This is a genomic window from Streptococcus sp. CF10-1 (assembly GCF_024295825.1).
GTDB lineage: Bacteria > Bacillota > Bacilli > Lactobacillales > Streptococcaceae > Streptococcus.
The window spans coordinates 73,698-98,732 of record NZ_JANCPQ010000003.1 but is presented as its reverse complement, the minus strand read 5'-3'; the positions used below and the strand labels follow the sequence as shown (position 1 = coordinate 98,732).

The following is a 25,035-nucleotide window of genomic DNA, read 5'->3' as shown; positions in this document are numbered from 1 at the left end:
GTTGCTTTTCGTTTTTCTAATCTCGCTGGATATGAGTTACTTGGTCAACTCTTGATTATAGGAGAGGGCTAAATCAATCCAGTAAGGCAGTTCTTTTTGACCTTCGATATCTAGGTCTATATAGCCATGATAAGGTCGCCCTCTCATCAATGTAGTATGGGCTCCTGTTCGGGGTAGAACTTGCTTTTCCGTTTCTTTGCCTATTCTCACCATAACCAGCTCGTTCTTTCTGGAACTGACTGTAAGAACCATTTTCCCACGAATCATAAAGGCCAGGCCACCAAACAGTTTCTTTTCTTCTAGCTCTTCTTCAAAAATTTGGGGAGGAAGTTTGAGTGCTAGGATTTTTCGAATCTGCTGAGCTAAAGATTGACTATATGCCATAGCTTTTCACTTTTCTTAATAACGTGATGGGCCCGCGCTTGCGCTTCGGATATTGAAGCGTTTCTTGAGATAGAAGCGAAGAGCGAGAAGGGCTGCTCCTAGGACAGCCAAAGGCAGTGGAGCAAGGATTGGATTGAGAGCTGCTGGAAGGAAGCTTGTTGCGAAGAAGACAGCCAACCAGAGAAGCATAGCAGCGAGGATGACGAGGATTGATTTCCAGAAAGGAGGGCGCTGGCTACGATCTGTGTTTGGTCCATAATACTGGTAGACAAAGTAGTACATCAAGTAGAAGGCCACCCCTCCAACAAGCCCAACCAACAAGAGGGTAATCAACCCATAACCAATAGCTTGATCTGTAGAGAAGAAGGTAGTTAGAGCGCTAATCAATGCAAAGAGGCTGGTGATGAAAAGGGCTGAGTCCATAATCATGAGTTTTGGATCGTCATTTTCTTTTGGATGCTCTTTTTCGTATTGCTCCTTGACAGTGAAACTATGAGCCCAGTGGGTTGGGGCCCCGTAGAGGGAACGAGCTGTCGTTCCTTTGGCTTGCTCTTCAAGGATTTGGGGAATGACTTCCTCAAAGACAGCCTTGATTTCAGCGTCTGTTTTACCATCTTTGATGAATTGTTGGGTAGCGATGTGGATAAACTCTTGGTTTTTCTTGGTTAATTTTTGTAAATCAATCTGAGACATAGGGATTCCTCTTAGAACCATTTTTTATGGATGAGATAGAGAGTGAGCGAGACACTCATAGCAAAGGCGATAAAGACGATTAACCAGAAGGCGTGGGGCTCGCCATTAAGTGGGATTTCATTATCCTTAAAGTTCATCCCATAGGCAGAGAAGATCATAGTTGGGATAGACATGACGATGGTCACGAGAGCCAGGGTCTTCATGATGTTGTTCTGGTTGTTGGAAATGATAGAGGCAAAGGTCTCTGTCATAGAGTGAAGGACGTTTCCATAGATATCTGCCATCTCGATGGCCTGTTGGGTTTCAATCAGGGTGTCTTCGAGCAGATCTTGGTCCTCTAGGTATTTCTTGATATTGCTAGTTGCGCTAGTCAATTTCTTAATCACGCGCTCGTTCGTCTTAAGTGAGGCCTTGAAATAGACGATGGTCTTTTCCAATTCCATGAGCTCGATCAGTTCTTCGTTTCGAGTGGATTTGTGAAGTTGACTTTCGATTTGTTCGCTCTTACGGTCAATCGAACGAAGGGCAGTCAGGTAAAGCTCTGCGTTGCGATAGAGAATCTGGAAGATAAAACGTGAACGCATGAAGGTGTAAAAGTTACGCAGTCTACGGTTGATAAAGACATCGAGAACTGGGAGGGCTTCCAAGCAGGTAGTGATAATGGTTTCCTCGGTGATGATAATCCCTAGCGGAATCGTTACGTAGTAGGTGCGATTGTTTCTTTCCTCTGTGATGGGAACGTCCACGATGATCAAAGTGTACTCATCTTCGATGGTAATACGGGACATTTCTTCCGCATCGAGCGGTGCTCGGAGGTCGGTGATGTCGATATCGAAGGCGTTGGCGATTTCCAATGATTCATTTTGTGTAGGATTGACGAGGTTGATCCAAGTACCCGGTTCAAGCGTGTCGATCTCTTTAAATTCAGTTGGTGTTGAGAGAAAAACTTGTTTCATATCCCCTATCCTTTCCTACTATTCAGTGATTCATTTTTTGCACCGTACTATTATACTATAAAAACAGCTTTTTGGGTAATAGAATTTCACATTTTTTGGTATAATGGAAAGCAATAATGGACTAGAAAGAACAAAGATGCAAGATAAAATTGTGATTCATGGGGCACGTGCCCATAATTTAAAAAATATTGATGTGGAGATTCCGCGAGACAAGCTGGTTGTTGTGACTGGTTTGTCAGGGTCTGGGAAATCCAGTCTGGCCTTTGATACCCTCTATGCTGAGGGCCAACGTCGCTATGTAGAGAGTCTATCAGCTTATGCTCGCCAGTTTTTGGGCAATATGGAAAAACCAGATGTGGATGCCATTGATGGCCTTAGCCCGGCTATTTCCATTGACCAAAAAACAACTAGCAAAAATCCTCGTTCGACCGTGGGAACGACGACTGAAATCAATGATTATCTGCGTCTCCTCTACGCACGTGTGGGGACGCCTTACTGTATCAACGGGCACGGGGCCATCAAGGCCTCTTCTGTAGAGCAAATCGTGGATAAGGTCTTGGAGTTGCCTGAACGTCAGCGTTTGCAAATTTTAGCTCCTATCATTCGTAAGAAAAAAGGGCAACACAAGAGCGTCATTGAAAAGGTTCAGAAAGACGGCTATGTCCGCGTCCGAGTAGATGGGGAGGTCTATGATGTGACTGAAGTGCCAGAGCTGTCTAAGAGCAAGCAACACAATATCGATGTTGTGGTCGACCGTATTGTTATCAAGGAGGGTATCCGTAGCCGTCTCTTTGACTCCATTGAGGCTGCCCTTCGTATCGCAGAAGGCTATGTGATTATCGACACCATGGACGATTCTGAATTGCTCTTCTCTGAGCATTATTCTTGCCCAGTTTGTGGTTTTACTGTACCAGAGTTAGAGCCTCGACTCTTCTCCTTCAATGCTCCTTTTGGCTCTTGTAGCGAGTGTGACGGTTTGGGCATCAAGCTGGAGGTGGATACTGATTTGGTGGTTCCTGATGCCAGCAAAACCTTGCGTGAGGGTGCCCTAGCACCTTGGAATCCTATCTCATCCAACTACTATCCAAACATGCTAGAGCAGGCCATGACAGCCTTTGGAGTGGACATGGATAAGCCCTTTGAGGACTTGTCAGAAGAAGATAAAAACTTGATTCTTTACGGCTCAGATGGCAAGGAATTCCATTTTCACTATGAAAATGAATTTGGCGGTGTGCGCGATATTGACATTCCTTTTGAGGGGGTTGTCAATAATATCAAGCGTCGTTACCATGAGACTAACAGTGATTACACACGCACCCAGATGCGCCTCTACATGAATGAACTAACCTGCGGAACTTGCCATGGCTACCGTCTCAATGACCAGGCCTTGTCTGTCCGTGTGGGTGGGGAGCAAGGACCACATATCGGTGAAATCTCAGACCTGTCTATCGCAGACCACTTGGCTTTGGTGAGCCAGCTGACCTTGTCTGAAAATGAAGCCATCATTGCCCGTCCTATTCTCAAGGAAATCAAGGATCGTTTGACCTTCCTCAATAATGTGGGACTCAACTATCTGACTCTGTCGCGTTCGGCAGGAACCCTTTCAGGTGGGGAGAGTCAGCGAATTCGCTTGGCGACTCAGATTGGGTCCAATCTATCAGGTGTCCTCTATATCCTGGATGAGCCGTCAATTGGTCTTCATCAGAGGGATAATGACCGCCTGATTGCCAGTCTGAAAAAGATGCGTGACTTGGGCAATACTCTCATCGTGGTAGAACATGACGAAGATACCATGCGCGAGGCGGATTATCTGATTGACGTTGGTCCGGGTGCCGGTGTTTTTGGTGGAGAGATTGTCGCTGCAGGAACACCCAAGCAGGTGGCTCGCAACAGCAAGTCTATCACAGGCCAGTACTTATCAGGGAAACGTGCCATTCCAGTACCAGAAGAGCGCCGTGCCGGAAATGGTCGTTTTATCGAAGTGACAGGTGCGCGTGAGAACAACTTGCAAAATATCACTGCTCGCTTCCCGCTAGGAAAATTCATCGCAGTGACAGGGGTGTCAGGTTCAGGGAAGTCGACCTTGATTAACAGCATCCTCAAAAAAGCTATTGCTCAAAAACTCAACCGTAATTCAGACAAGCCTGGTAAATTTAAGACGATTACAGGGATTGAGCATGTAGACCGCTTGATTGACATTGACCAGAGCCCAATCGGACGGACGCCGAGGTCCAACCCAGCTACCTATACGGGAGTTTTTGACGATATACGAGACCTCTTTGCTCAGACAAACGAAGCTAAGATTCGAGGCTACAAGAAGGGCCGTTTCAGTTTCAACGTCAAGGGCGGTCGTTGCGAAGCCTGCTCAGGTGACGGGATTATCAAGATCGAGATGCACTTCTTGCCAGATGTTTACGTGGCTTGTGAAGTCTGCCACGGGACTCGCTACAACAGTGAAACCCTAGAAGTCCACTATAAGGAAAAGAATATCTCGCAGGTCTTGGACATGACGGTCAACGATGCGGTGGAATTCTTCCAACACATTCCTAAGATTCAACGCAAACTTCAGACCATCAAGGATGTGGGACTGGGCTATGTAACGCTAGGGCAACCGGCTACCACCCTTTCTGGAGGAGAAGCTCAGCGTATGAAGTTGGCTAGTGAACTCCACAAACGCTCAACAGGGAAATCCTTCTACATTCTGGATGAGCCAACGACAGGGCTTCATACTGAGGACATCGCTCGCTTGCTTAAAGTCTTAGCTCGCTTTGTCGACGATGGCAATACAGTCCTCGTCATCGAGCACAATCTGGATGTCATCAAGACGGCAGACCATATCATCGATTTGGGTCCTGAGGGCGGTGTCGGTGGTGGAACCATCATCGCAACAGGAACCCCAGAAGAAGTAGCGGCCAACGAAGCCAGCTACACAGGACACTATTTGAAAGGAAAGTTACATCATGAATAAACGTGTGCAAGCATTTCTAGCTAAAATGCAAGAAAAAGAACTAGATGGTATTATCATCAACAACCTTAAAAACGTCTATTATTTGACTGGTTTTTGGGGTTCAAATGGAACAGTCTTTATCAGCCGTGACCGTCAGGTTTTGGTGACAGACTCTCGCTATATCATTGCAGCTAAGCAAGAAGTGACAGGTTTTGAGATTGTGGCTGACCGCGATGAATTGGCTGTTATTGCAGGCATTGTTAAGGATATGGGCTTGTCTCGCGTCGGTTTTGAAGACGAGATTTCGGTCTCTTACTATCATCGTATGCAGGCAGCTTTTGCAGGTTTGGACTTGCTTCCACAGACTCAGTTTGTTGAAGCACTTCGTATGATTAAAGATGAGAAAGAGATTGCGACTATTCGTAAGGCATGCTCTATCTCAGACCAAGCTTTTCGTGATGCGCTTGACTTTATCAAACCAGGAAAAACTGAGATCGAAATTGCCAACTTCCTTGATTTCCGCATGCGTGAGCTAGGAGCGGCAGGCTTGTCTTTTGATACCATTTTAGCAAGTGGTATCAACTCTTCCAAACCCCATGCCCATCCCATGCACAAACCAGTTGAAGCGGGAGAAGCCATCACCATGGACTTCGGCTGTCTCTACGACCACTACGTCAGTGATATGACACGGACCATCTATCTAGGACATGTCAGTGACGAGCAGGCAGAGATTTACAATACGGTTCTGAAAGCCAACCAAGCTCTGATTGACCAAGCTAAGGCTGGCTTAGGTTTCCGTGACTTTGACAAAATCCCTCGTGATATTATCATTGAGGCAGGCTATGGCGACTACTTTACCCACGGTATTGGACACGGTATCGGACTGGATATTCACGAAGAACCTTACTTTAGCCAAACTTCCAAAGAAGTCATTAAATCTGGTATGGTCTTGACTGATGAACCGGGTATCTATATTGAAGGTAAATACGGGGTCCGTATCGAGGATGATATCCTGATTACAGATAACGGTTGCGAATTGTTGACTCTAGCGCCGAAGGAATTAATTGTTATTTAAGAAAATTATGATAAATCGTTGACTTTTATATTTTAAAGGTTTATACTGATAGACGAAAACGGTAGGTGAGGCTACCATAGGGATACGGATGACTACCGCAAAGCAGTGGAGACACTACTCGTTGGTCAACAGTTCTGGTCGCGAAGGCCAAGACTAAGCTCATTACATCGCCCTATGGAGTTAAAGCTTGAACGAAAAAACAGATAATTAGTTTTTTAATCCTGCCATTTTATGGTGGGATTTTCTACTGTTTTAGAACAAGGAAAGGAGACAAACGATGCAAATTGACGATCATCCAGAACCGCACATACACAGCCAATCGCTGATTTGTGTCGTTCTGCCCTTATAAAGTGATTGGTCTCTGTGTATGAAACACATCACTCATACAGATAGGAGAAACCAATGAAAATTACAAAAGAAAGATTAGTAACAGCTATTCACACACCCTTAAACGAAACTCTATCTTTTTATAAGACAAGTCTAACAGGCTTGACTGAGGAGCAGGTGGAGAAAAATCGTGACCTATATGGCGAAAACACCATCACCAAGGGTCAAGAAGACAGTATCCTCAAAAAGATTTACGAATCTATTATCAATCCATTTACAATCATCCTCCTGGTCATCGCTATGATCTCCATGGTGACCAACGTCTGGTTGGCGAAGCCTGGGCAAGAAGATCCGACGACCTCTATCATCATCGTTGTCCTCGTCCTCATTTCTGGTGGCATTCGATTTGTCCAAGAACTGCGAAGCGACAAAGCTGCGACCAATCTTTCAAAAATGATTGTGAATACAGCTACGGTTATTCGCGAAGGCCAGAGTTTAGAGATTGCAATTGAAGATTTGGTCGTTGGAGATATAGTCAAGTTAAGTGCTGGGGATATGATACCAGCAGACCTCATTTTAATTGAATCACGTGATTTCTTTGTCCAACAGTCTGGTTTGACAGGTGAAAGTGACTCGGTTGAGAAACTAGCCTTGTCAAAAATGAGTCAGTCAAACTTTGATAGTCTGCTAGAAGCAGAAGCGCTCGCCTTTATGGGAACCAACGTGATATCAGGAAGTGCCAAGGCTTTGATCCTAGCGGTCGGCGATGACACTATGATGGGAGAAATCGAGCAAACTCTCAATACCTATGACGAACCGACCTCTTTTGAACGGGAGATGAACAGCATTTCTTGGCTCTTGATCCGTTTGATGTTGGTCATGGTTCCCATCGTCTTTCTCTCCAATGGCTTGACGGATGGCGACTGGCTGGAAGCAGGTGTGTTTGCACTGAGTGTTGGTGTTGGATTGACACCTGAGATGCTTCCTATGATCATCACGGCCAGTTTAGCAAAAGGCTCCATTATCATGGCCAAGGAAAAAGTCGTCATCAAAAAACTCAATGCCATACAAGATCTAGGTGCTATTGATATCCTGTGTACGGATAAAACCGGAACCCTTACCCAAGACGAAATTGTCCTTGAATATCCTTTGGATATACATGGAGATTTGGATTTGTCTGTGTTGAGACGGGCCTACCTTAATTCCTATTTTCAAACGGGATTGAAAAACTTGATGGACCGTGCCATTATCAGTAGAACTGAAAAAGAAGCTAAAGAACACGCTATTCTACAAAATTTGGATACTAGCTTCCAAAAAATAGATGAATTACCTTTTGATTTTGAACGCAGAAGGATGAGTGTCATCGTAAAGGATGAGAACGAAGTTGTTAGTTTGGTAACCAAGGGTGCCCTAGAGGAAATGCTTGCGATTTCAACCCATGTGGAATACCAAGGTCAGATTAGTCCTTTGACGGATGATATCCGAGTGGAAATCTTAAAAGAAGTAGACCAACTTAATCAACAAGGCTTGCGAGTCTTGGGAGTCGCCTATAAAACAGGCCTAAAAGAAGGTTTTGCTTACTCCGTTGAAGATGAAAAAGAGATGATTCTAACCGGATATCTTGCCTTTCTAGATCCACCAAAACCATCAGCAGCACCTGCTATCCAAGCTTTGGTAGAACACGGTGTTCAAACCAAAATCTTGACGGGGGACAATGAGAAGGTAACCCAAGCAGTATGCGAAAAAGTTGGTTTAGATGTTGATCAAATCTTGTTGGGTTCTGATATTGATGCCATGACGGACGAAGAGTTGGCTCAAGCAGTTGAGAAAGTGACGGTCTTTGCCAAACTCTCTCCGGATCAAAAAGCACGAATTATTTTACAAATCAAATCGAATGGACATTGTGTCGGCTATATGGGAGATGGGATCAATGATGCCCCTTCTATGAAAGTGGCCGATGTGGGGATTTCTGTTGATACAGCAGTAGATATTGCTAAAGAAACGGCTGATGTCATTTTGTTAGATAAGGATTTGATGGTGCTTGAAAAAGGGCTGGTTGAAGGACGCAAAGTCTATGCCAATATGACCAAATATATCAAGATGACGGTCAGCTCTAATTTCGGGAACATTTTCTCTCTGTTAGTGTCTGGTATCTTTTTACCTTTCCTTCCTATGGCTCCGATTCACTTGATTGTGTTAAACCTCGTCTACGACCTTTCTTGCATTGCCTTGCCATTTGATAATGTAGATGAAGACTTTTTGAAACATCCCCATAAGTGGGAAGCTAAGTCTATTACTCGCTTTATGATTTGGATGGGTCCGATTTCTTCTGTCTTTGATATTTTGACCTTTATCTTGCTCTATTTTGTCATTGTCCCAATGGCGACAGGTCAAGCCTATGCTCACGGAGCAGAGTCTGCAACGGGCTTTATCATTTTGTTCCAGACAGGTTGGTTCATTGAATCCATGTGGTCCCAAACCATGGTTATCCATATGCTTCGTTCAGCAAAACTTCCTTTCTTACAAAGTCGTCCATCATGGTTTGTTCTTGGAACAACCTTGCTAGCAGCTAGTTTTGTGACCTTCCTTCCCTACTCTTCAATTGCTAGCCTGCTTCATTTAACCCCTTTGGAACCAATTTATTTCCTCTTTTTACTTTTGATTATCGTTCTCTATATGATAAGTGTTACAGTTGTGAAACGATTGTATATCAAAAAATTTAAAAGTTGGTTATAAATTGATTTTGTCAAGAAAAAAGTACGAAAATCGCGAAAAAAGTTAATTTTTTTTAAAAATAGGTCGCAAGTCGGATGTTTTTTATGGTATAATAGACTAAACTGATAGTAACATGTAGCGAAAGGGGTAGGTACATGATCAAAATTTATACAGTCTCAAGTTGTACTAGCTGTAAAAAAGCGAAAACCTGGCTCAATGCCCACCAGTTAAGTTATAAAGAACAAAATCTCGGTAAAGAAGGAATTACAAGAGAAGAGTTATTAGATATTCTAACGAAAACAGATAATGGAATTGCCAGTATCGTTTCGTCAAAAAACCGCTACGCTAAGGCACTTGGAGTTGACATTGAGGATTTGAGTGTCAATGAAGTGCTCAACTTAATCATGGAAACACCACGAATCTTAAAGAGTCCGATTCTCGTTGACGAGAAGCGCCTACAAGTCGGCTATAAAGAAGATGATATCCGTGCCTTCTTGCCACGCTCTGTCCGTAATGTAGAAAATGCAGAAGCACGTCTACGTGCAGCTCTATAAAACATCAAGGCTGGGAGTGACTCCTGGCCTTGTTTGCTCTTTTGTTTTAAAATCATGTGAGGAATTATGAAAAAGTTACTAATTGCTAGTTTTGCTCTCCTCTTTTTGCTTGCGGGATGTGGGCAAAAAAAGGAAACCCATGCTGCTTCCACAACAGCATCTGAACCTCTTCAATCCAACCTTCCCGTTTTGGACAATGCCGAAAAGAATACGGTTGTCACCAAGACCCTGTTGATGCCGAAGTCAGAAAATGGAACGCAACAGATTCAGACCATTACCTATAAAGGTAATCAGTTTTTGACCTTGACCATCCAGCAAAAACGACCTGTCGGAGATGAACTCAAGACCTTTATCTCTGAAAATGGGCCAGAGGAGACGCAAAAAGCGCTTCTAGAAGCTGAAGAGAAGGATGAGACCATCCAAGAGGCACGCAAACTAGCAGGATTTACACTGGAAACCAAGCTACTCAGCGAGACAGAAATTCAGACTACAACAACTTATGATTTTCAAGTGCTGGATGTCAAAAAGGCATCTCAGCTGGAATATTTAAAAAATATCGGTCTTGAAAATCTCTTAAAAAACGAACCTAGCCAATATATTGCAGATAGAGTGGCAAATGGAGCAACAGAACAATAGAAAATCCAAATTAATAGACTGACTTATTTGTAGAACGTCAGGGAATGTGCTATAATAGTACTATTCTAAGGAAAGAGGGTGTTAGAATGGGATTTACTGAAGAAACTGTACGGTTTAAATTGGATGATTCCAATAAGAAAGAAATTAGCGAAACGTTGACAGACGTCTATGCTTCTTTGAACGACAAGGGCTACAATCCGATTAACCAGATCGTCGGTTATGTACTGAGTGGAGACCCTGCCTACGTTCCTCGTTACAACAATGCACGAAATCAAATCCGTAAGTATGAGCGTGATGAAATTGTTGAAGAATTGGTACGCTACTACCTTAAGGGACAAGGAGTCGATCTATAATCTATGAGAATTATGGGATTGGACGTCGGTTCAAAAACAGTAGGGGTGGCAATTAGCGATCCCCTAGGCTTCACCGCTCAGGGACTTGAAATCATCCAGATTAATGAGGATCAGGGCCAGTTTGGTTTTGACCGTATCAAGGAATTGGTTGACAGCTATAAGGTAGAACGCTTTGTAGTAGGTTTGCCAAAGAACATGAACAATACCAGCGGTCCGCGAGTAGAAGCCAGTCAAGCCTATGGTGACAAACTAGAAGAACTCTTTGGTTTACCAGTAGACTATCAGGATGAGCGTTTGACAACGGTCGCTGCGGAGCGTATGTTGATTGAACAAGCAGATATCAGTCGTAACAAACGCAAGAAAGTTATTGATAAGTTGGCAGCTCAGCTGATTTTGCAAAATTATTTAGATAGAAAATTTTAAGACAGAGGAGAAACTATGTCACACGATCACAACCATGACCACGAAGAACGTGAATTGATTACACTAGTAGACGAGCAAGGAAATGAAACCTTGTTTGAAATTCTTTTGACCATCGATGGGAAAGAAGAATTTGGTAAAAACTATGTTCTGCTAGTGCCAGTTAACGCAGAAGAAGATGAAAATGGTGAAGTTGAAATCCAAGCTTATTCATTCATCGAAAATGAAGATGGAACAGAAGGCGAATTGCAACCAATTCCAGAAGACTCAGAAGACGAATGGAACATGATTGAAGAAGTCTTCAACAGCTTTATGGAGGAGTAAAAACATCCAGTGGATGTTTTTAGCCCTGCGCCAGAAATTAGAAACGCAGGAACGTTCGGGGAACGTTTTTACCCCAGTTCCTTTAAATAAGAGAGAACTGGTATGTCTGGGAGACTGTATCACCCCAACTCCTAGAAACTAGAAAGAGTTGGAACATCCAGTGGATGTTTTTAGCCCTGCGCCAGAAATTAGGAACGCAGGAACGTTTGGGGAACATTTTTACCCTTACGCTAAAAATAAAGACCGTCAGTAAGTCCGGGGGACGTTTTTAGCCCACGTTGAAATTCATTGTAGCTAGTGATTAGCTAACCAGGTAAGAGGTTGGGATTTTAGTCCTGACCTCACTTTTTATTTGTAATCATACTTTGATGCGGTAGTTGATTGGACTTTTGTTAAGGAGACATGTATGTTTGAAGTAGAAGAATGGCTGCATAGTCGGATTGGTTTAAACTTTAGATCTGGTCTTGGACGAATGCAGCGAGCAGTGGATTTGCTGGGGAATCCTGAGAAGACTTATCCTATTATCCACGTAACAGGGACTAACGGTAAAGGGTCAACTATTGCCTTTATGAGGGAGTTGTTTGCAACTCATGGTAAAAAAGTTGGCACCTTTACCTCTCCTCATATCATTAGTATCCATGATCGAATCTGTATCAATGGACAACCGATCGCCGATGAAGACTTTATCCGTATAGCTAACCAAGTCAAGGAGATGGAAAAGACGCTTTTGCAAACCCATGACCAGTTGTCCTTTTTTGAATTACTGACTCTGATTGCCTTGCTTTACTTTAAAGAGCAGGGAATGGATCTAGTTCTGCTAGAAGTGGGGATTGGTGGTTTGCTTGACACAACGAATGTCGTAACAGGAGAGATTGCAGTTATTACTTCTATTGGGTTAGACCATCAGGAGACCTTGGGCGATAGTCTGGAGAAAATAGCAGAGCAGAAAGCTGGCATTTTCAAGGCTGGAAAGAAGGCGGTCATTGCTAAGCTCGCTCCAGAAGCAGAGCTTGTCTGTCAAAATACAGCGAGGGAGTTAGACGTAGACCTTTATCAAGCTGGGCGAGGCTTCACATTGAATGCGGGGGATTTTTCAAGTAGCCTAGCAAGCTTTTCCCAGCTTGAAATCGGTTTGGAAGGTGCTTATCAGCAAGAAAATGCCGCCTTGGCTTTACAAACTTTTCTTCTGTTTATGACGTCAAGAGAGGAAGATGTCGAAGCAGAGCTTATCAGACAGGCTTTGAAAGAAACTCACTGGGCAGGTCGCTTGGAACGGATTCATCCGAGAATCTACCTAGATGGGGCTCACAATCTTCCAGCCTTAACCCGGTTGGTCGAGTTTATCCAAGGGAAAATCCAGCAAGGCTATCAAGTCCGTATCCTTTTTGGTGCCCTTAAACGCAAAGATTATCAAGGGATGTTAGGTTATCTATCTGAGCAGTTGTCTCAGGTGGAACTTAAGGTAACGGGCTTTGACTACCAAGGTTCTTTGGATGAGAAGGATGTGGCGGGTTACGATTTGATTTCTTCCTATGGCGATTTTATCAGAGAATTTGAAGAAAAGGCCAATGATCAGGACCTGCTTTTCGTGACGGGCTCGCTCTACTTTATCTCAGAAGTCCGAGCGAGTTTGCTGGGAAGCGATGGGATTAGTTGATCTTCTAGGCTTAAGTTGTTATACTTGAGGTAGGAGGTACATCTGGAAACTGATCCAGCAAAACATTGGCACAAAAGAAAGGAAATCGCTATGAAAACAAAAACATTCACACTTTCTATTGCTTCACTAGCAATTCTTAGTCTTTTAGCAGCTTGTGGATCTAAGACACAAGCACCTACCCAGCAATCTGCTCAACAACCATCTACTCAACAAGAGTCATCTTCTAGTGCTGCTACAAGTGCCAGCCAACCACAGGCGTCCTCAAGTCAGGACACTACTGTAGCTCAACCTACTAACATCGATGGTACCTATACTGGAAAAGATGAGAATGATCAGATCACTCTAGTTGTAACAGGTAAAACTGGTACATGGACTGAGATCGAGCCAGATGGAGATAAGGAAATCAAGCAAGTCAGCTTTGAGCCAGAAAATCAACGTGTCATTATCGGAGATGATGTCAAAATTTACACGGTTAATGGTAATCAATTGATTATCGATGATATGGACCGAGAGCCATCTGACCGAGTGGTATTAACTAAGCAATAATCATTCAGTAAAAGTTCCAATGAGATGAAATCCATCTTTTTGGAGCTTTTTTCTTGAAAAAGTGGCTGGCTGTTCTTTACTAACTTTTTACTTAAAACGCTTACAAAAATTTGTAAAACTTCTTATAAGGTCGTATACTTATAGTAAATAATCAAATAGCGCAGAAGCGCAGGAGGAAAAGCATATGGCTACATTTTACGTTCCATCAGTTAACCTTATCGGTAAAGGTGTTGTAAATGAAGTAGGCCCGTATATCAAGGAATTGGGGTATAAGAAGGCTCTTTTGGTGACAGACAAGTTCATCGAGGGAAGTGATATTTTACCTAAGGTCCTAAAACCATTAGATGCTGAAGGGATCGAATATGTGATCTTTAGCGATGTGGAGCCAAATCCTACTTGTAAGAATGTCACAGATGGAGTTGCTGTTTTGAAAGAGCATGGATGTGACTTTATCATCAGTCTTGGTGGTGGGTCTCCACAGGATGCAGCTAGTTGTATCTCTATCATCGCTACAAATGGTGGAAAACCACAGGACTACGAAGGTCTCCACAAGTCTGCTAAAAAAGGGTTGCCAGTGGTTGCGATCAATACAACAGCTGGAACTTCTGCAGAAATTACCATTAACTATGTCATTACTGACGAAGAACGCAAGGTCAAGATGGTAATGGTTGATAAGAACAGCCTCGCCCTCATCTCTGTCAATGATCCAGAACTCATGCTTTCAAAACCGAAAGGATTGACAGCGGCGACAGGTATGGATGCTCTTACCCATGCTGTCGAAGCCTTGGTAACACCAGGTGCTTATAATGTGACCAAGAAACTCTCTATCGGAGCGATTGAACTCATCAAGGAATATCTTCCTCGTGCTGTGGCTAATGGCCAAGATATCGAAGCGCGTGAGGCGATGGTCAATGCTATCTTCCTCGGCGGTATGAGTTTTAACAATGCTGGTTTGGGCTATGTTCACTCTATGGCTCACCAACTCGGTGCAGTGTATAACTTACCACATGGCGTTTGCTGTGCCATGCTTCTCCCGGTTGTTGAACGTGAAAATGCCAAACGGGTGCCAGAAGCTTTCCGCAATGTAGCCAAAGCCTTGGGGCTTCATGTTGAAGGGAAAACTGATGAAGAATGCGCAGCCTACGCCATCGCTGAAATTGAGAAACTGTCTGAAACAGTAGGTATTCCGAAGAAACTCACTGAACTCGGTATCCAAGAAAAAGACTTTGATTTTGACTACCTTTCTAAGAATGCTTTGATCGATGCATGTGCGCCAGGCAATCCATTCATGCCAACTCTAGAAGAGACCATTGCTCTTTATAAAGAACTCTTCTAAAAATCAAGTAGAGTGGAAGGGACTTATTCCTCAAAATATAAATAATTATAGAAGAACTACCATTTTGGTAGTTCTTTTTAAGCCTCTTAATCCCCTAGTTAAAAATATAAAAAGGGCAGCGCTTCGTATAGTGAGGGTGTAGTTTAAGAATCTTGCAGTTCTTGGAATAGTTTGAATAGAAAAAGGTAAAAGGTTGCCATCTACCCCTGAACTGAGGTATACTAGTAGAAACATTAGTTTATCTATCGGTGAGGGAGAATGTTAGAAAAGGAAGGGAATGTATGACAGCTAGAAAAATGCAGCTACTCATGTCCAAATATGGTTTTAGTATTACCATCATGTTGGCAGAGTTGTTTATCGTCTTTGGTTTATTTCTCTATCTAGGGCAGATGGCTCCGATTCTCTGGATTATCCTAGTCATTTTAGTGAGCTTAGCGACTATTGTATCGATTGTCAATCGGTCCATGAATCCTGAGAGTAAGGTAACATGGTTGTTAGTAGCCTTTGTGCCAGTTTTTGGCCCCTTGCTCTATATCATGTTTGGAGAACGTCGTTTATCTAAAAAAGAATTGAAGCAGCTAAAGCAGCTCCAATCAATGGTTGACCGAGAGGACAATAGCAGAGCTCTCCGTTTGGAGTTAAAAGAGCAGGACAAATCGGCTTACGGGGTTATCAAATCTCTCCTCAGCATGGACACGAATGCCGATGTCTATGATCGAACGGATACACAATTTTTTGCATCTGGTGAAAGCATGTGGCGCCAGATGCTAGAGGATCTCAAGAAAGCAGAGAAGTTTATCTTTCTCGAATACTATATCATCGAAGAAGGTTTGATGTGGAACAGCATCTTAGAAATTTTGGAAGAAAAGGCTGCTCAAGGAGTAGAGGTGAAGCTTCTCTATGATGATATTGGATGTATGGCAACCTTACCTGGGGATTATACTATTCAGCTTCGTAGTCGAGGGATTGAAGCCCATAAATTTAACAAGGTGATTCCGCGCTTAACTGTTGCTTATAACAACCGTGATCACCGTAAAATCATGGTTATCGATGGTCAAATTGCCTATACAGGTGGTGTCAATCTGGCCGATGAGTATATCAACCATATCGAACGCTTTGGTTATTGGAAGGATAGCGGTATTCGGTTGGATGGACCAGCAGTTAAGGCTTTTACCAGACTCTTTTTATCTGCCTGGTACATCAACCGTGGAGAGATTAGTGACTTTGACCAATACCATCTCGAAAATCAGCCCAAAGATGGGATGGGGCTCTGTATTCCCTATAGTAGTGGGCCAAAACCCATCTACAGAGCCCAAGTTGGAAAAACGGTCTACCAAAATCTTATCAATCAAGCTACAGATTACGTCTACATCACGACTCCCTATCTGATTGCGGACTACGATCTAACTGAAAGTATCAAAAATGCAGCTCTGAGAGGGGTAGATGTGCGAATTGTGACGCCGTGTATCCCAGATAAGAAGGTTATTCAGTTAGTTACTCGAGGAGCCTATCCAGACTTGCTGTCTGCGGGGGTTCGTATTTATGAGTACAGTCCGGGATTCCTTCATAGCAAGCAAATGCTTGTCGATGGAGAGGCAGCTACTGTGGGGACCATCAATTTTGACTATCGTAGCTTGCTCCACCACTATGAAAATGCCGTCTTACTTTATAGAACGCAGTCCATCATCGATATTGAAAGGGACTTCGAAGAGATTTTTAAAGTTTCTCAAGAAATTTATCCTCACACTATCAAAACCAGTTGGTATCAAAGCCTAATCAAGGAAATTGTCCAGTTGTTTGCGCCTATGCTCTAACTATCCACTAAGATCTAGCCCAAAGCTGGATCTTTTTTGTCTTCTTACGAATAGATAAGTAAAGGAGAAAACCATGCTTAATCTAGAAGATGATGATTTTATCAGAGAGTATAGAAACAGCCGATCTCACCGTTTTCGTGAAATCGAACGCTTTGCGATATTGGATAAGAAATTCAGCAAATATCAATCCCAAGCTGACATTCCTGTAAGATTTTGATATACTAAAACAGATAAACTTAGAGGAGAAATTGAATGAACGTATACGGGAAAATAGATGAAAAACAAGAAGAATCTCATTACCAAGACTGGTCAGTGCCAGAGAAACGAGAAGGAGCTCCCATTCCCTTTTTTAGTATTTTGCTTTGGAGTTTAGTGGCCACAGCCATTTCGGTTGCCCTGCCTTTTATTTTTGGTTTAGTCAGTCCGCAACAAACTCAGGATCTTTATACAGGTTGGGCCTTGCATCAAAATGGTCAAATGTATACAGATTACTTTGGGACGGAGGGATTGCTCTATTATGTGCTAAACTATCTTTTTCAAGGCAGTATTTTGCTTGCTTTGGCTGAGTGGTTGGCCTTGTTTGGAGCAGGTGTTTTTCTTTTTAAGGCCGCGGATACTCTTGCCGGCCAAGAAAAGGAAGCGGAGCGAGTTGTCTTTATTTTATACTTGCTTGTAGCGGGCCTCGCTTTTGGTGGTGGCTACGCTCTCTTGCTAGCCCTGCCTTTCCTATTTTATTCATTGAGTATCGTTACAAATTATCTCGCTTTTCCAAAGGACGACAAAGGATTTGTACGAGTGGGGATGAGCCTTGCACTTGCTTTCTTCCTTGCGCCAATCCAAACCGCCTTGTTTGCGGCTGTACTGGCCTTGGGAATTATCGGCTTTAATCTAGGCAAAGGTCACTTTGTTCATGGTCTATATCAGTTTTTTGCGTCAGCCCTAGGATTTTCACTCTTATTCTATCCTTTAGGCTACTATACAGTGTGGACAGGTAGTTTTGGGGATGCCATTAGCCAGACCTTATATCCGGTAAATACTCTTAGCCTCTTTTCGAACTCGCATTTGCTTGAAAATGCAGCCTTCTATGGCTTGCTTGCTATTGGGTTAGGTTCCCTTGGTTTGCTCTTTACAGGCTTGTTCCAGTCAAAACCAGCCAAGCAATATGCCCTCTCAATTGCTGCTAGCTTGGGATTGTTGGTTTCTTTGGGAATCTTGATTCTCTCCAAAGAACCTATCAACGGTACTCGTCTTGTGGTGCTAATTCCTTTCTTGGTCTTGCTCCTTCTGACAGGAATCAAGGAAGATGTTTCAGATGGAGGGAGTCGTCGTAGAAGAAGACGTGAGAAACAAACTTCTTTCCTTAAAGGAAATTTCTATCTACCACTGATTGCCCTTGCCTATCTCATTGTTCTTCCTATTGTGAGTCGTTACCTTTCTCACCCAACGACTTATCAGGAGAGAGAACGTCTTGCTAGCGTGGTCAAACAACAAACGAGTTCTGAGGATCGTGTCTATGCTTGGGATGATCGTCCTGATTTCTACCGTGCAAGTGAACGCTTGGCGCCGACTTCTCTATCAACTCCAACACTCTATACTGCAAGCGATGAAAATAAAACCAAACTGATGAATGACCTGAAAGTGAATCAACCGAAGATGATTGTGGTCAATCAAAAAGTTGCCTTGTGGTCAGATGTAGAGAGCTGGCTCAGTGAAAACTATGAGCTTGTTCAGACAGATACTAGCGAGTTCAAACTTTATAAATCAAAATAACAAAAAATCAATATCTTGTGGAATTTTAAAAATTTTAGGATTTTTAACACAAGATATTGATTTTTATTTTTAGAGTGGTATAATACTGAATATAAACAATTCAACAATATTTTAGAAAAGAGCATGGATATGATTGTATTAGAAGAAAAGCTTGCAACCGTTCCCACCTTGTTCGTTGAAAAACGAGATGGTAGACGTGTGGTGTTTGATGTAGACAAGATTGACAAGGCTCTCCACAAGGCGGCGGAAAAGGTTATGGACGTTACGCCTCTAGTAGAAAAACGCCTAAATGGTCTAGTTGAAAGAATCGTGACTGAAATTCACAGTCGCTTCCCTCAAGGTGTCAAGATTTACGAAATTCAAAATGTCGTAGAGCATGAACTCCTTGAAGCCAAAGAGTATGCGCTGGCTGAGGAGTATATCACTTATCGGACACAAAGGGATTTTGAGCGCTCAAAAGCGACAGATATCAACTTTAGTATCCATAAACTGCTCAATAAAGATCAAGCAGTTGTCAATGAAAATGCCAATAAAGACAGTGATGTCTTCAACACCCAGCGTGATTTGACAGCAGGGATTGTTGGGAAATCAATCGGGCTGCAAATGCTTCCTAAGCACGTAGCCAATGCTCACCAAAAAGGGGATATCCACTATCATGACTTGGACTACAGCCCCTACACTCCGATGACCAACTGCTGTTTGATTGATTTTAAAGGCATGCTGGAAAATGGTTTTAAGATTGGCAATGCAGAGGTAGAGAGTCCCAAGTCTATCCAGACTGCGACAGCTCAGATTTCACAAATCATTGCTAACGTTGCTTCTAGCCAGTACGGGGGCTGTTCAGCTGACCGTATCGATGAAGTCTTGGCGCCTTATGCAGAGAAGAATTATCAAAAGCACCTCAAGGATGCGGAAGAGTGGGTCTTGCCTGAAAAACGGGAAGATTACGCTTGGAAGAAAACCCAAAAGGACATCTACGATGCCATGCAATCTCTTGAGTATGAAATCAACACCCTCTTCACTTCAAATGGACAAACACCTTTTACTTCGCTAGGTTTTGGTTTAGGAACTAGTCGTTTTGAGCGGGAAATTCAAAAAGCTATCTTGAACATCCGAATCAAGGGGCTTGGTTCAGAACACCGTACAGCTATCTTCCCTAAACTCATCTTTACGCTGAAAAGAGGACTCAACTTAGAGGAAGGTTCACCTAACTACGACATCAAACAGTTGGCCCTCGAGTGTGCAACCAAGCGGATGTACCCAGATGTCTTGTCCTATGATAAGATTATCGAACTGACTGGTTCTTTCAAGGTTCCTATGGGCTGCCGTTCTTTCCTCCAAGGATGGAAGGATGAGAATGGTGTTGAGGTCAATTCAGGTCGGATGAACCTAGGTGTTGTGACGGTTAATCTGCCTCGTATCGCCCTCGAGTCTGAAGGGGATCTGAATAAGTTTTGGGAAATCTTCAACGAGCGGATGAATATCGCAGAAGATGCTCTGGTTTACCGTGTTGAACGGACCAAGGAAGCAACACCAGCGAATGCCCCTATCCTTTATCAGTACGGAGCCTTTGGTCGCCGTCTCGGAAAAGAAGAAAATGTTGACCAACTCTTTAAGAATCGCCGTGCGACAGTTTCGCTGGGCTACATTGGTTTGTACGAAGTGGCTACTGTCTTCTTTGGAAACAGCTGGGAAAGCAATCCTGAAGCCAAGGAATTCACATTGGAAATCATTCGCGATATGAAACGTCGTGTGGAAGAGTGGTCTGACCAATATGGTTACCATTTCTCTATCTACTCCACACCGTCTGAAAGTCTGACAGACCGCTTCTGTCGCTTGGATACAGAGAAGTTCGGCTCTATTCCTGACATCACGGACAAGGAATACTACACCAACTCTTTCCACTACGATGTTCGTAAAAATCCAACACCGTTTGAAAAATTAGACTTTGAGAAAGTTTATCCAGAAGCAGGTGCGTCAGGTGGTTTCATCCATTATTGTGAGTATCCAGTTCTTCAACAAAATCCTAAAGCCCTGGAAGCTGTTTGGGACTATGCCTATGACCGTGTCGGCTATCTAGGGACCAATACTCCGATTGATCGTTGCTACAAGTGTGACTTTGAAGGGGATTTTGAACCAACTGAGCGAGGATTCGCTTGCCCCAACTGTGGGAATAGCGACCCTAAAACAGTAGACGTGGTCAAACGTACGTGTGGTTATCTGGGCAATCCTCAAGCACGTCCAATGGTTAATGGACGCCACAAGGAAATTGCTGCGCGTGTCAAACACATGAATGGCTCTACTATTAAAACAGCTGGACATGAAGTAACAAATTAGAAGGAAGTGGAATGGGGAAATACCAATTAGACGATAAGGGACGCGCACAAGTGACCCGTTATCATGAGAAACACTCTAAAGGTGGAACAGGTAAAAAAGAACGCTTGCTCAACCTCAAAGAACAATTTTTAAACAAGAACAAGAAAAAAGAAAAGTGAGAGTCCGCTCTCGCTTTTCTCATAGCGGGAGGAATACATGAAATTACGCAGACCAACATTAGCAGATAAAGAAACCATTCTAAACATGATGACAGAGTTTGAACAAGCACAGTCCCCTCATGATGGTGGGTTTTGGAACGCCAACAATTTTGTTTATGAAGAGTGGCTAGAAGAAAATCTTCAAGCGGAAGCGGGACTCAATATTCCTGAAAACTGGGTTCCTGCTATCCAGCTGGTTAGTTTTGACGTAGCAGGCCAGGCTCTTGGCTTTCTCAACCTTCGTCTCCGATTAAATGACTACTTACTAGAAAATGGGGGCCATATTGGCTACTCCATCCGCCCATCTGAAAGAGGGAAGGGCTATGCCAAAGAGTCCCTCTATCAAGGTTTGCAAGTTGCTAAGGAAAAGAATATCAAAAAAGCGCTTGTGACCTGTAGTGTGGAAAATCCTGCTAGTAGGGCGGTGATTGTATCAAATGGCGGGGTGTTTGAAGATGTTTGCAATAGCGTAGAACGTTACTGGATAGATTTGGAGTAAAAGGATGACATGGAATACACCAAAACCAGGTGAATGGAAAAGTGAGGAACTTAGTAAAGGGCGGATTATTGATTACAAGGCCTTTAACTTTGTCGATGGAGAAGGTGTGCGCAACTCTCTCTATGTATCAGGTTGTATGTTTCACTGCGAGGGGTGCTATAATGTTGCGACTTGGTCTTTCAACGCAGGCATTCCCTATACGGCAGAATTAGAAGAACAAATCATGGAAGATCTCGCTCAACCTTATGTTCAAGGATTGACCCTGCTGGGAGGAGAACCCTTTCTTAATACAGGCATTCTCTTGCCTCTCGTTAAACGCATTCGAAAGGAATTGCCAGACAAAGACATATGGTCCTGGACGGGCTACACGTGGGAAGAAATGATGCTGGAGACTCCAGACAAATTGGAACTCTTGTCTCTGATTGACATCCTTGTCGATGGACGGTATGATAAAAGCAAGCGCAATCTCATGCTCCAGTTTCGAGGTTCCTCTAATCAACGGATTATTGATGTGCAAAAATCTCTCAAAAGTGGGCAAGTGGTGATTTGGGACAAGCTTAATGACGGAAAAGAAAGCTATGAACAGGTGAAGAGAGAATGAAGAAAAAAGACCTGATAGAACAACTGGTTTCAGAGATCGAAACGGGAAGAATTAGGACGCTGGGGATCTACGGTCATGGGGCTTCAGGCAAGTCAACCTTCGCACAGGAATTATATCAAACCCTAGATTCTACTACAGTAAATTTACTAGAAACAGACCCCTATATCACTTCAGAACGTCACCTGGTAGTACCAAAGCAAGCAACAGATCAAAAGGTGACAGCTTGTCTGCCTGTAGCACATGAACTGGCAAGTTTGCAGAGAGATATTCTCGCCTTGCAGGCAGGTATGGATGTCTTGACAATCGATGAACCGTGGAAGGCTAGCGAGGTCTTGTCTGGAGCAAAGCCAATTCTTATTGTTGAAGGGATGTCCGTGGGTTTTCTACCCAAGGAACTCTTTGACAAAACCATCTGTTTCTACACGGATGAGGAGACCGAATTAAAGAGGCGCTTAGCTCGAGATACGACTATGAGAAATCGGGATGCATCTTTTGTATTGGCTAGCCATCAGATGAGACGGGAGCAGTATCTGCGATACTATAGAGAAACCGAGTCTAAAGCGGACATTTTAGTAGATCAATCAGAAGATACATTCAAGGTCAAAATGACACACATTATATAGAAGAAAAGACGGTTTTTTATAGATATAAATCCTCAATCTTGGAAAGATGAAAAGAGAAAACAGTTTCATCCTAAAAAAAAGAAAAAAAGCTCACAAATTCCTTGCAATCGCAGGGGCTTTGTGTTATTCTACCGTGGTGCTGTAAATCACATCTTTAGCTGTGATGCAAGAGGTTGTGACCACGATTGGATACACTGCCACACAACGCGCGTCGATTTCCTATTTTTGCTTTGAGTTTGAATCCCTTTATGTCTTAGACTTGAGCACAAAAAATGTTCGTTAAAAACTTTCCAGACTATATCAATAAGAATTGGAAGGATGGTCTTGGTTGAAGCCTGCATTGTTTTTCAGCTCTGGTTGAGACCGGTAAATTGAACGTTTTGTTTACTATGGGTGCCATTCTCTCTAGGAAAAGGGAGTTGATAGTGAATGGTGTGATATATCCTATACGCAAAGAATGCCATTTCATTTTGTTGAGTGAAGTAGCCTCTTGGTAGTTAGAAAGTTTAGAGCTGAGGTTGATTGCTAGTCAGTCACCTTAGAAGTGAAAGTAAAAGGAGCGAAGGAATGTTTTTAAAAATAATCAGTAGTATCTCTACCAATAATTTCCAAGATCCAAGCATGATGGAAAAAATTAGCCATCTATGGCAGGAACACCAGAAAGAAGTAGAGGAGGCATTTGCCCAAGGGCTTCCGATTTATGCAGTCTATCATGATTATGTCAGTGACTACAAGGGGGATTACAGCTTGTCGCTCTGTAGTCTATCCGATAAAGAAGACTGGGATTTTGACACTTCAGGGCAAACATACCAAGTATTTGAGGTGGATACAAGTGATTCAAAAGGTTTCCTCCATACCTGGCAGCAAATTTGGCAGGCAGAAGAAGCAAGAGAACTGCAACGTCAGTATAGTATTGATTTTGAAAAATATGATCCAGATCAGACAGTGTCTATCTTTATCGCCACCCCCAAAAATGGGTAAATTGTTAAACTAAGTTTTATTTACGAAAGAGGATCAGAAAATACTCTAGTAACTTAGATTAGTAAAAAAACGAAAAAAAGCTCACAAATCCCTTGCAATCGCAGGGGCTTTGTGTTATTCTATTATGGTGCTGTAAATTACAGCCTTAGCTTTGATGCAAGAGGTTGCGACACGCTCGGTTGCATTGCCACGCAACACGCGTCGGTTTTCTTGTGGAGCTAGCCTATTATCTTAAATAGACGAAAAGGAGAAAAAGATGGCAAACAAAAAAATCCGTATCCGTTTGAAAGCTTACGAACACCGTACGCTTGACACAGCGGCTGCAAAAATCGTAGAATCAGCTACTCGTACAGGTGCACAAGTTGCGGGTCCAATCCCACTTCCAACTGAGCGTAGCCTCTACACAATTATTCGTGCGACTCACAAATACAAAGACTCTCGCGAACAATTTGAAATGCGTACACACAAACGTTTGATCGATATCATCAACCCAACTCAAAAAACAGTTGATGCTTTGATGAAATTGGATCTTCCAAGTGGTGTAAACGTAGAAATCAAGCTTTAATCCAAAGTTTGAAACCTTGAGCATGAAAAACGCTCGTTAAAAACTTTTTGAATAAAAAATATAGAAAAGGAACTATTTTCTCATGACAAAAGGAATCTTAGGGAAAAAAGTGGGAATGACTCAAATCTTCACTGAAGCTGGCGAATTGATCCCTGTAACAGTTATTGAAGCAACTCCAAACGTTGTTCTTCAAGTTAAAACTGTAGAAACAGATGGATACAACGCTATCCAAGTTGGTTTCGATGACAAACGCGAAGTATTGAGCAACAAACCTGCTAAAGGACATGTAGCGAAAGCTAACACGGCTCCTAAGCGCTTCATTCGTGAATTCAAAAACGTTGAAGGCTTGGAAGTTGGTGCTGAAATTACAGTTGAAACATTCGCAGCTGGAGACGTTGTTGACGTAACTGGTACTTCTAAAGGTAAAGGTTTCCAAGGTGTTATCAAACGCCACGGACAATCACGTGGACCAATGGCTCACGGTTCTCGTTACCACCGTCGTCCAGGTTCTATGGGACCTGTTGCACCTAACCGCGTATTTAAAGGTAAAAACCTTGCAGGACGCATGGGTGGCGACCGCGTAACAATTCAAAACCTTGAAGTTGTACAAGTTGTTCCAGAAAAGAACGTTATCCTTATCAAAGGTAACGTACCAGGTGCTAAGAAATCTCTTATCACTATCAAATCAGCAGTTAAAGCTGGTAAATAATAAAGAAAGGGGAAAT

At 43.0% G+C, this 25,035-nt stretch carries 25 protein-coding genes and 1 riboswitch; of the genes, 22 read left to right on the top strand and 3 right to left on the bottom strand.

Annotated elements, in window-relative coordinates:
- Nucleotides 1-36 precede the first annotated feature (36 nt).
- Genes NMM25_RS05200 through NMM25_RS05190 form a run of 3 tightly spaced genes read right to left on the bottom strand, consistent with a single transcriptional unit; the run spans nt 37 to nt 2,033 of the window.
- Nucleotides 37-384, bottom strand: coding sequence for a TfoX/Sxy family protein (locus tag NMM25_RS05200; RefSeq protein WP_084943247.1), 348 nt, complete (start codon nt 382-384; stop codon nt 37-39).
- Between the two features lie 15 nt (nt 385-399).
- Nucleotides 400-1,077: a DUF1129 domain-containing protein gene (locus NMM25_RS05195; RefSeq protein ID WP_254736165.1), complete on the bottom strand. Its 678-nt coding sequence runs from the start codon at nt 1,075-1,077 to the stop codon at nt 400-402.
- A gap of 11 nt (nt 1,078-1,088) precedes the next feature.
- Nucleotides 1,089-2,033, bottom strand: coding sequence for a magnesium transporter CorA family protein (locus NMM25_RS05190; RefSeq protein WP_213988576.1), 945 nt, complete (start codon nt 2,031-2,033; stop codon nt 1,089-1,091).
- Between the two features lie 136 nt (nt 2,034-2,169).
- Here NMM25_RS05190 and uvrA point away from each other — a divergent pair, with 136 nt between their 5' ends.
- The 22 genes from uvrA to rplC all read left to right on the top strand — a co-directional run bounded on the left by uvrA (nt 2,170) and on the right by rplC (nt 25,019).
- On the top strand, nt 2,170-5,001 hold the full coding sequence (gene uvrA, locus NMM25_RS05185; protein WP_254736164.1) for an excinuclease ABC subunit UvrA: 2,832 nt from the start codon (nt 2,170-2,172) through the stop codon (nt 4,999-5,001).
- Nucleotides 4,994-6,055, top strand: coding sequence for a Xaa-Pro peptidase family protein (locus NMM25_RS05180; protein WP_254736163.1), 1,062 nt, complete (start codon nt 4,994-4,996; stop codon nt 6,053-6,055). The genes uvrA and NMM25_RS05180 overlap by 8 nt, the downstream gene beginning before the upstream one ends.
- Before the next feature lie 55 nt (nt 6,056-6,110).
- A riboswitch (M-box (ykoK) riboswitch) is annotated at nt 6,111-6,262 on the top strand.
- Between the two features lie 195 nt (nt 6,263-6,457).
- The gene (mgtA, locus tag NMM25_RS05175) at nt 6,458-9,118 is read left to right on the top strand and encodes a magnesium-translocating P-type ATPase (protein WP_254736162.1); all 2,661 of its coding nucleotides are present in this window, start codon (nt 6,458-6,460) and stop codon (nt 9,116-9,118) included.
- A 134-nt stretch (nt 9,119-9,252) separates the two neighbouring features.
- Nucleotides 9,253-9,651: a transcriptional regulator Spx gene (spx, locus tag NMM25_RS05170; protein WP_000591165.1), complete on the top strand. Its 399-nt coding sequence runs from the start codon at nt 9,253-9,255 to the stop codon at nt 9,649-9,651.
- Between the two features lie 66 nt (nt 9,652-9,717).
- Nucleotides 9,718-10,287 (top strand): SP0191 family lipoprotein, encoded by a 570-nt coding sequence (locus NMM25_RS05165; RefSeq protein ID WP_254736161.1) that lies wholly within the window; start codon nt 9,718-9,720, stop codon nt 10,285-10,287.
- An 86-nt stretch (nt 10,288-10,373) separates the two neighbouring features.
- The gene (locus NMM25_RS05160; protein ID WP_000507059.1) at nt 10,374-10,640 is read left to right on the top strand and encodes an IreB family regulatory phosphoprotein; all 267 of its coding nucleotides are present in this window, start codon (nt 10,374-10,376) and stop codon (nt 10,638-10,640) included.
- Nucleotides 10,641-10,643: 3 nt separating this feature from the next.
- A complete protein-coding gene (gene ruvX, locus NMM25_RS05155) occupies nt 10,644-11,063 on the top strand; it encodes a Holliday junction resolvase RuvX (protein WP_254736160.1) in 420 nt (139 codons plus the stop codon).
- A gap of 15 nt (nt 11,064-11,078) precedes the next feature.
- Nucleotides 11,079-11,384 (top strand): DUF1292 domain-containing protein, encoded by a 306-nt coding sequence (locus tag NMM25_RS05150; RefSeq protein WP_000017624.1) that lies wholly within the window; start codon nt 11,079-11,081, stop codon nt 11,382-11,384.
- Nucleotides 11,385-11,790: 406 nt separating this feature from the next.
- Complete coding sequence (locus NMM25_RS05145) at nt 11,791-13,041, top strand: folylpolyglutamate synthase/dihydrofolate synthase family protein (protein WP_254736159.1); 1,251 nt, start codon at nt 11,791-11,793, stop codon at nt 13,039-13,041.
- Nucleotides 13,042-13,131: 90 nt separating this feature from the next.
- On the top strand, nt 13,132-13,587 hold the full coding sequence (locus NMM25_RS05140) for an SP_0198 family lipoprotein (protein ID WP_000853136.1): 456 nt from the start codon (nt 13,132-13,134) through the stop codon (nt 13,585-13,587).
- 184 nt (nt 13,588-13,771) lie between these two features.
- Nucleotides 13,772-14,923 carry an iron-containing alcohol dehydrogenase gene (locus NMM25_RS05135; RefSeq protein WP_000190433.1) on the top strand — a complete coding sequence of 384 codons (1,152 nt, stop codon included), beginning with the start codon at nt 13,772-13,774 and terminating at the stop codon, nt 14,921-14,923.
- A 281-nt stretch (nt 14,924-15,204) separates the two neighbouring features.
- Nucleotides 15,205-16,737, top strand: a complete 1,533-nt coding sequence (cls, locus tag NMM25_RS05130) for a cardiolipin synthase (RefSeq protein WP_254725381.1) — start codon at nt 15,205-15,207, stop codon at nt 16,735-16,737.
- 73 nt (nt 16,738-16,810) lie between these two features.
- Nucleotides 16,811-16,954, top strand: coding sequence for a hypothetical protein (locus NMM25_RS05125; RefSeq protein WP_254736158.1), 144 nt, complete (start codon nt 16,811-16,813; stop codon nt 16,952-16,954).
- 35 nt (nt 16,955-16,989) lie between these two features.
- Nucleotides 16,990-18,507 carry a damage-inducible protein CinA gene (locus NMM25_RS05120; protein WP_254736157.1) on the top strand — a complete coding sequence of 506 codons (1,518 nt, stop codon included), beginning with the start codon at nt 16,990-16,992 and terminating at the stop codon, nt 18,505-18,507.
- Nucleotides 18,508-18,636: 129 nt separating this feature from the next.
- Nucleotides 18,637-20,844, top strand: a complete 2,208-nt coding sequence (nrdD, locus tag NMM25_RS05115; RefSeq protein ID WP_254736156.1) for an anaerobic ribonucleoside-triphosphate reductase — start codon at nt 18,637-18,639, stop codon at nt 20,842-20,844.
- An 11-nt stretch (nt 20,845-20,855) separates the two neighbouring features.
- Nucleotides 20,856-21,002: a hypothetical protein gene (locus NMM25_RS05110; protein WP_254736155.1), complete on the top strand. Its 147-nt coding sequence runs from the start codon at nt 20,856-20,858 to the stop codon at nt 21,000-21,002.
- Between the two features lie 37 nt (nt 21,003-21,039).
- Nucleotides 21,040-21,540 (top strand): GNAT family N-acetyltransferase, encoded by a 501-nt coding sequence (locus tag NMM25_RS05105; RefSeq protein WP_254736154.1) that lies wholly within the window; start codon nt 21,040-21,042, stop codon nt 21,538-21,540.
- Between the two features lie 4 nt (nt 21,541-21,544).
- On the top strand, nt 21,545-22,141 hold the full coding sequence (gene nrdG / locus NMM25_RS05100; RefSeq protein ID WP_000220159.1) for an anaerobic ribonucleoside-triphosphate reductase activating protein: 597 nt from the start codon (nt 21,545-21,547) through the stop codon (nt 22,139-22,141).
- Nucleotides 22,138-22,764, top strand: a complete 627-nt coding sequence (locus NMM25_RS05095) for a uridine kinase (protein WP_254736153.1) — start codon at nt 22,138-22,140, stop codon at nt 22,762-22,764. The genes nrdG and NMM25_RS05095 overlap by 4 nt, the downstream gene beginning before the upstream one ends.
- 567 nt (nt 22,765-23,331) lie before the next feature.
- Complete coding sequence (locus tag NMM25_RS05090; RefSeq protein WP_125840471.1) at nt 23,332-23,745, top strand: effector binding domain-containing protein; 414 nt, start codon at nt 23,332-23,334, stop codon at nt 23,743-23,745.
- Between the two features lie 256 nt (nt 23,746-24,001).
- Complete coding sequence (rpsJ, locus tag NMM25_RS05085) at nt 24,002-24,310, top strand: 30S ribosomal protein S10 (RefSeq protein WP_003009585.1); 309 nt, start codon at nt 24,002-24,004, stop codon at nt 24,308-24,310.
- 82 nt (nt 24,311-24,392) lie between these two features.
- Nucleotides 24,393-25,019, top strand: a complete 627-nt coding sequence (rplC, locus tag NMM25_RS05080) for a 50S ribosomal protein L3 (protein ID WP_000160197.1) — start codon at nt 24,393-24,395, stop codon at nt 25,017-25,019.
- Nucleotides 25,020-25,035: the final 16 nt, after the last annotated feature.

Coding starts and splice junctions, on each gene's coding strand:
- NMM25_RS05200 (WP_084943247.1), bottom strand. CDS start 384: ATGGCATATAGTCAATCTTTAGCTCAGCAGATTCGAAAAATCCTAGCA.
- NMM25_RS05195 (WP_254736165.1), bottom strand. CDS start 1,077: ATGTCTCAGATTGATTTACAAAAATTAACCAAGAAAAACCAAGAGTTT.
- NMM25_RS05190 (WP_213988576.1), bottom strand. CDS start 2,033: ATGAAACAAGTTTTTCTCTCAACACCAACTGAATTTAAAGAGATCGAC.
- uvrA (WP_254736164.1), top strand. CDS start 2,170: ATGCAAGATAAAATTGTGATTCATGGGGCACGTGCCCATAATTTAAAA.
- NMM25_RS05180 (WP_254736163.1), top strand. CDS start 4,994: ATGAATAAACGTGTGCAAGCATTTCTAGCTAAAATGCAAGAAAAAGAA.
- mgtA (WP_254736162.1), top strand. CDS start 6,458: ATGAAAATTACAAAAGAAAGATTAGTAACAGCTATTCACACACCCTTA.
- spx (WP_000591165.1), top strand. CDS start 9,253: ATGATCAAAATTTATACAGTCTCAAGTTGTACTAGCTGTAAAAAAGCG.
- NMM25_RS05165 (WP_254736161.1), top strand. CDS start 9,718: ATGAAAAAGTTACTAATTGCTAGTTTTGCTCTCCTCTTTTTGCTTGCG.
- NMM25_RS05160 (WP_000507059.1), top strand. CDS start 10,374: ATGGGATTTACTGAAGAAACTGTACGGTTTAAATTGGATGATTCCAAT.
- ruvX (WP_254736160.1), top strand. CDS start 10,644: ATGAGAATTATGGGATTGGACGTCGGTTCAAAAACAGTAGGGGTGGCA.
- NMM25_RS05150 (WP_000017624.1), top strand. CDS start 11,079: ATGTCACACGATCACAACCATGACCACGAAGAACGTGAATTGATTACA.
- NMM25_RS05145 (WP_254736159.1), top strand. CDS start 11,791: ATGTTTGAAGTAGAAGAATGGCTGCATAGTCGGATTGGTTTAAACTTT.
- NMM25_RS05140 (WP_000853136.1), top strand. CDS start 13,132: ATGAAAACAAAAACATTCACACTTTCTATTGCTTCACTAGCAATTCTT.
- NMM25_RS05135 (WP_000190433.1), top strand. CDS start 13,772: ATGGCTACATTTTACGTTCCATCAGTTAACCTTATCGGTAAAGGTGTT.
- cls (WP_254725381.1), top strand. CDS start 15,205: ATGACAGCTAGAAAAATGCAGCTACTCATGTCCAAATATGGTTTTAGT.
- NMM25_RS05125 (WP_254736158.1), top strand. CDS start 16,811: ATGCTTAATCTAGAAGATGATGATTTTATCAGAGAGTATAGAAACAGC.
- NMM25_RS05120 (WP_254736157.1), top strand. CDS start 16,990: ATGAACGTATACGGGAAAATAGATGAAAAACAAGAAGAATCTCATTAC.
- nrdD (WP_254736156.1), top strand. CDS start 18,637: ATGATTGTATTAGAAGAAAAGCTTGCAACCGTTCCCACCTTGTTCGTT.
- NMM25_RS05110 (WP_254736155.1), top strand. CDS start 20,856: ATGGGGAAATACCAATTAGACGATAAGGGACGCGCACAAGTGACCCGT.
- NMM25_RS05105 (WP_254736154.1), top strand. CDS start 21,040: ATGAAATTACGCAGACCAACATTAGCAGATAAAGAAACCATTCTAAAC.
- nrdG (WP_000220159.1), top strand. CDS start 21,545: ATGACATGGAATACACCAAAACCAGGTGAATGGAAAAGTGAGGAACTT.
- NMM25_RS05095 (WP_254736153.1), top strand. CDS start 22,138: ATGAAGAAAAAAGACCTGATAGAACAACTGGTTTCAGAGATCGAAACG.
- NMM25_RS05090 (WP_125840471.1), top strand. CDS start 23,332: ATGTTTTTAAAAATAATCAGTAGTATCTCTACCAATAATTTCCAAGAT.
- rpsJ (WP_003009585.1), top strand. CDS start 24,002: ATGGCAAACAAAAAAATCCGTATCCGTTTGAAAGCTTACGAACACCGT.
- rplC (WP_000160197.1), top strand. CDS start 24,393: ATGACAAAAGGAATCTTAGGGAAAAAAGTGGGAATGACTCAAATCTTC.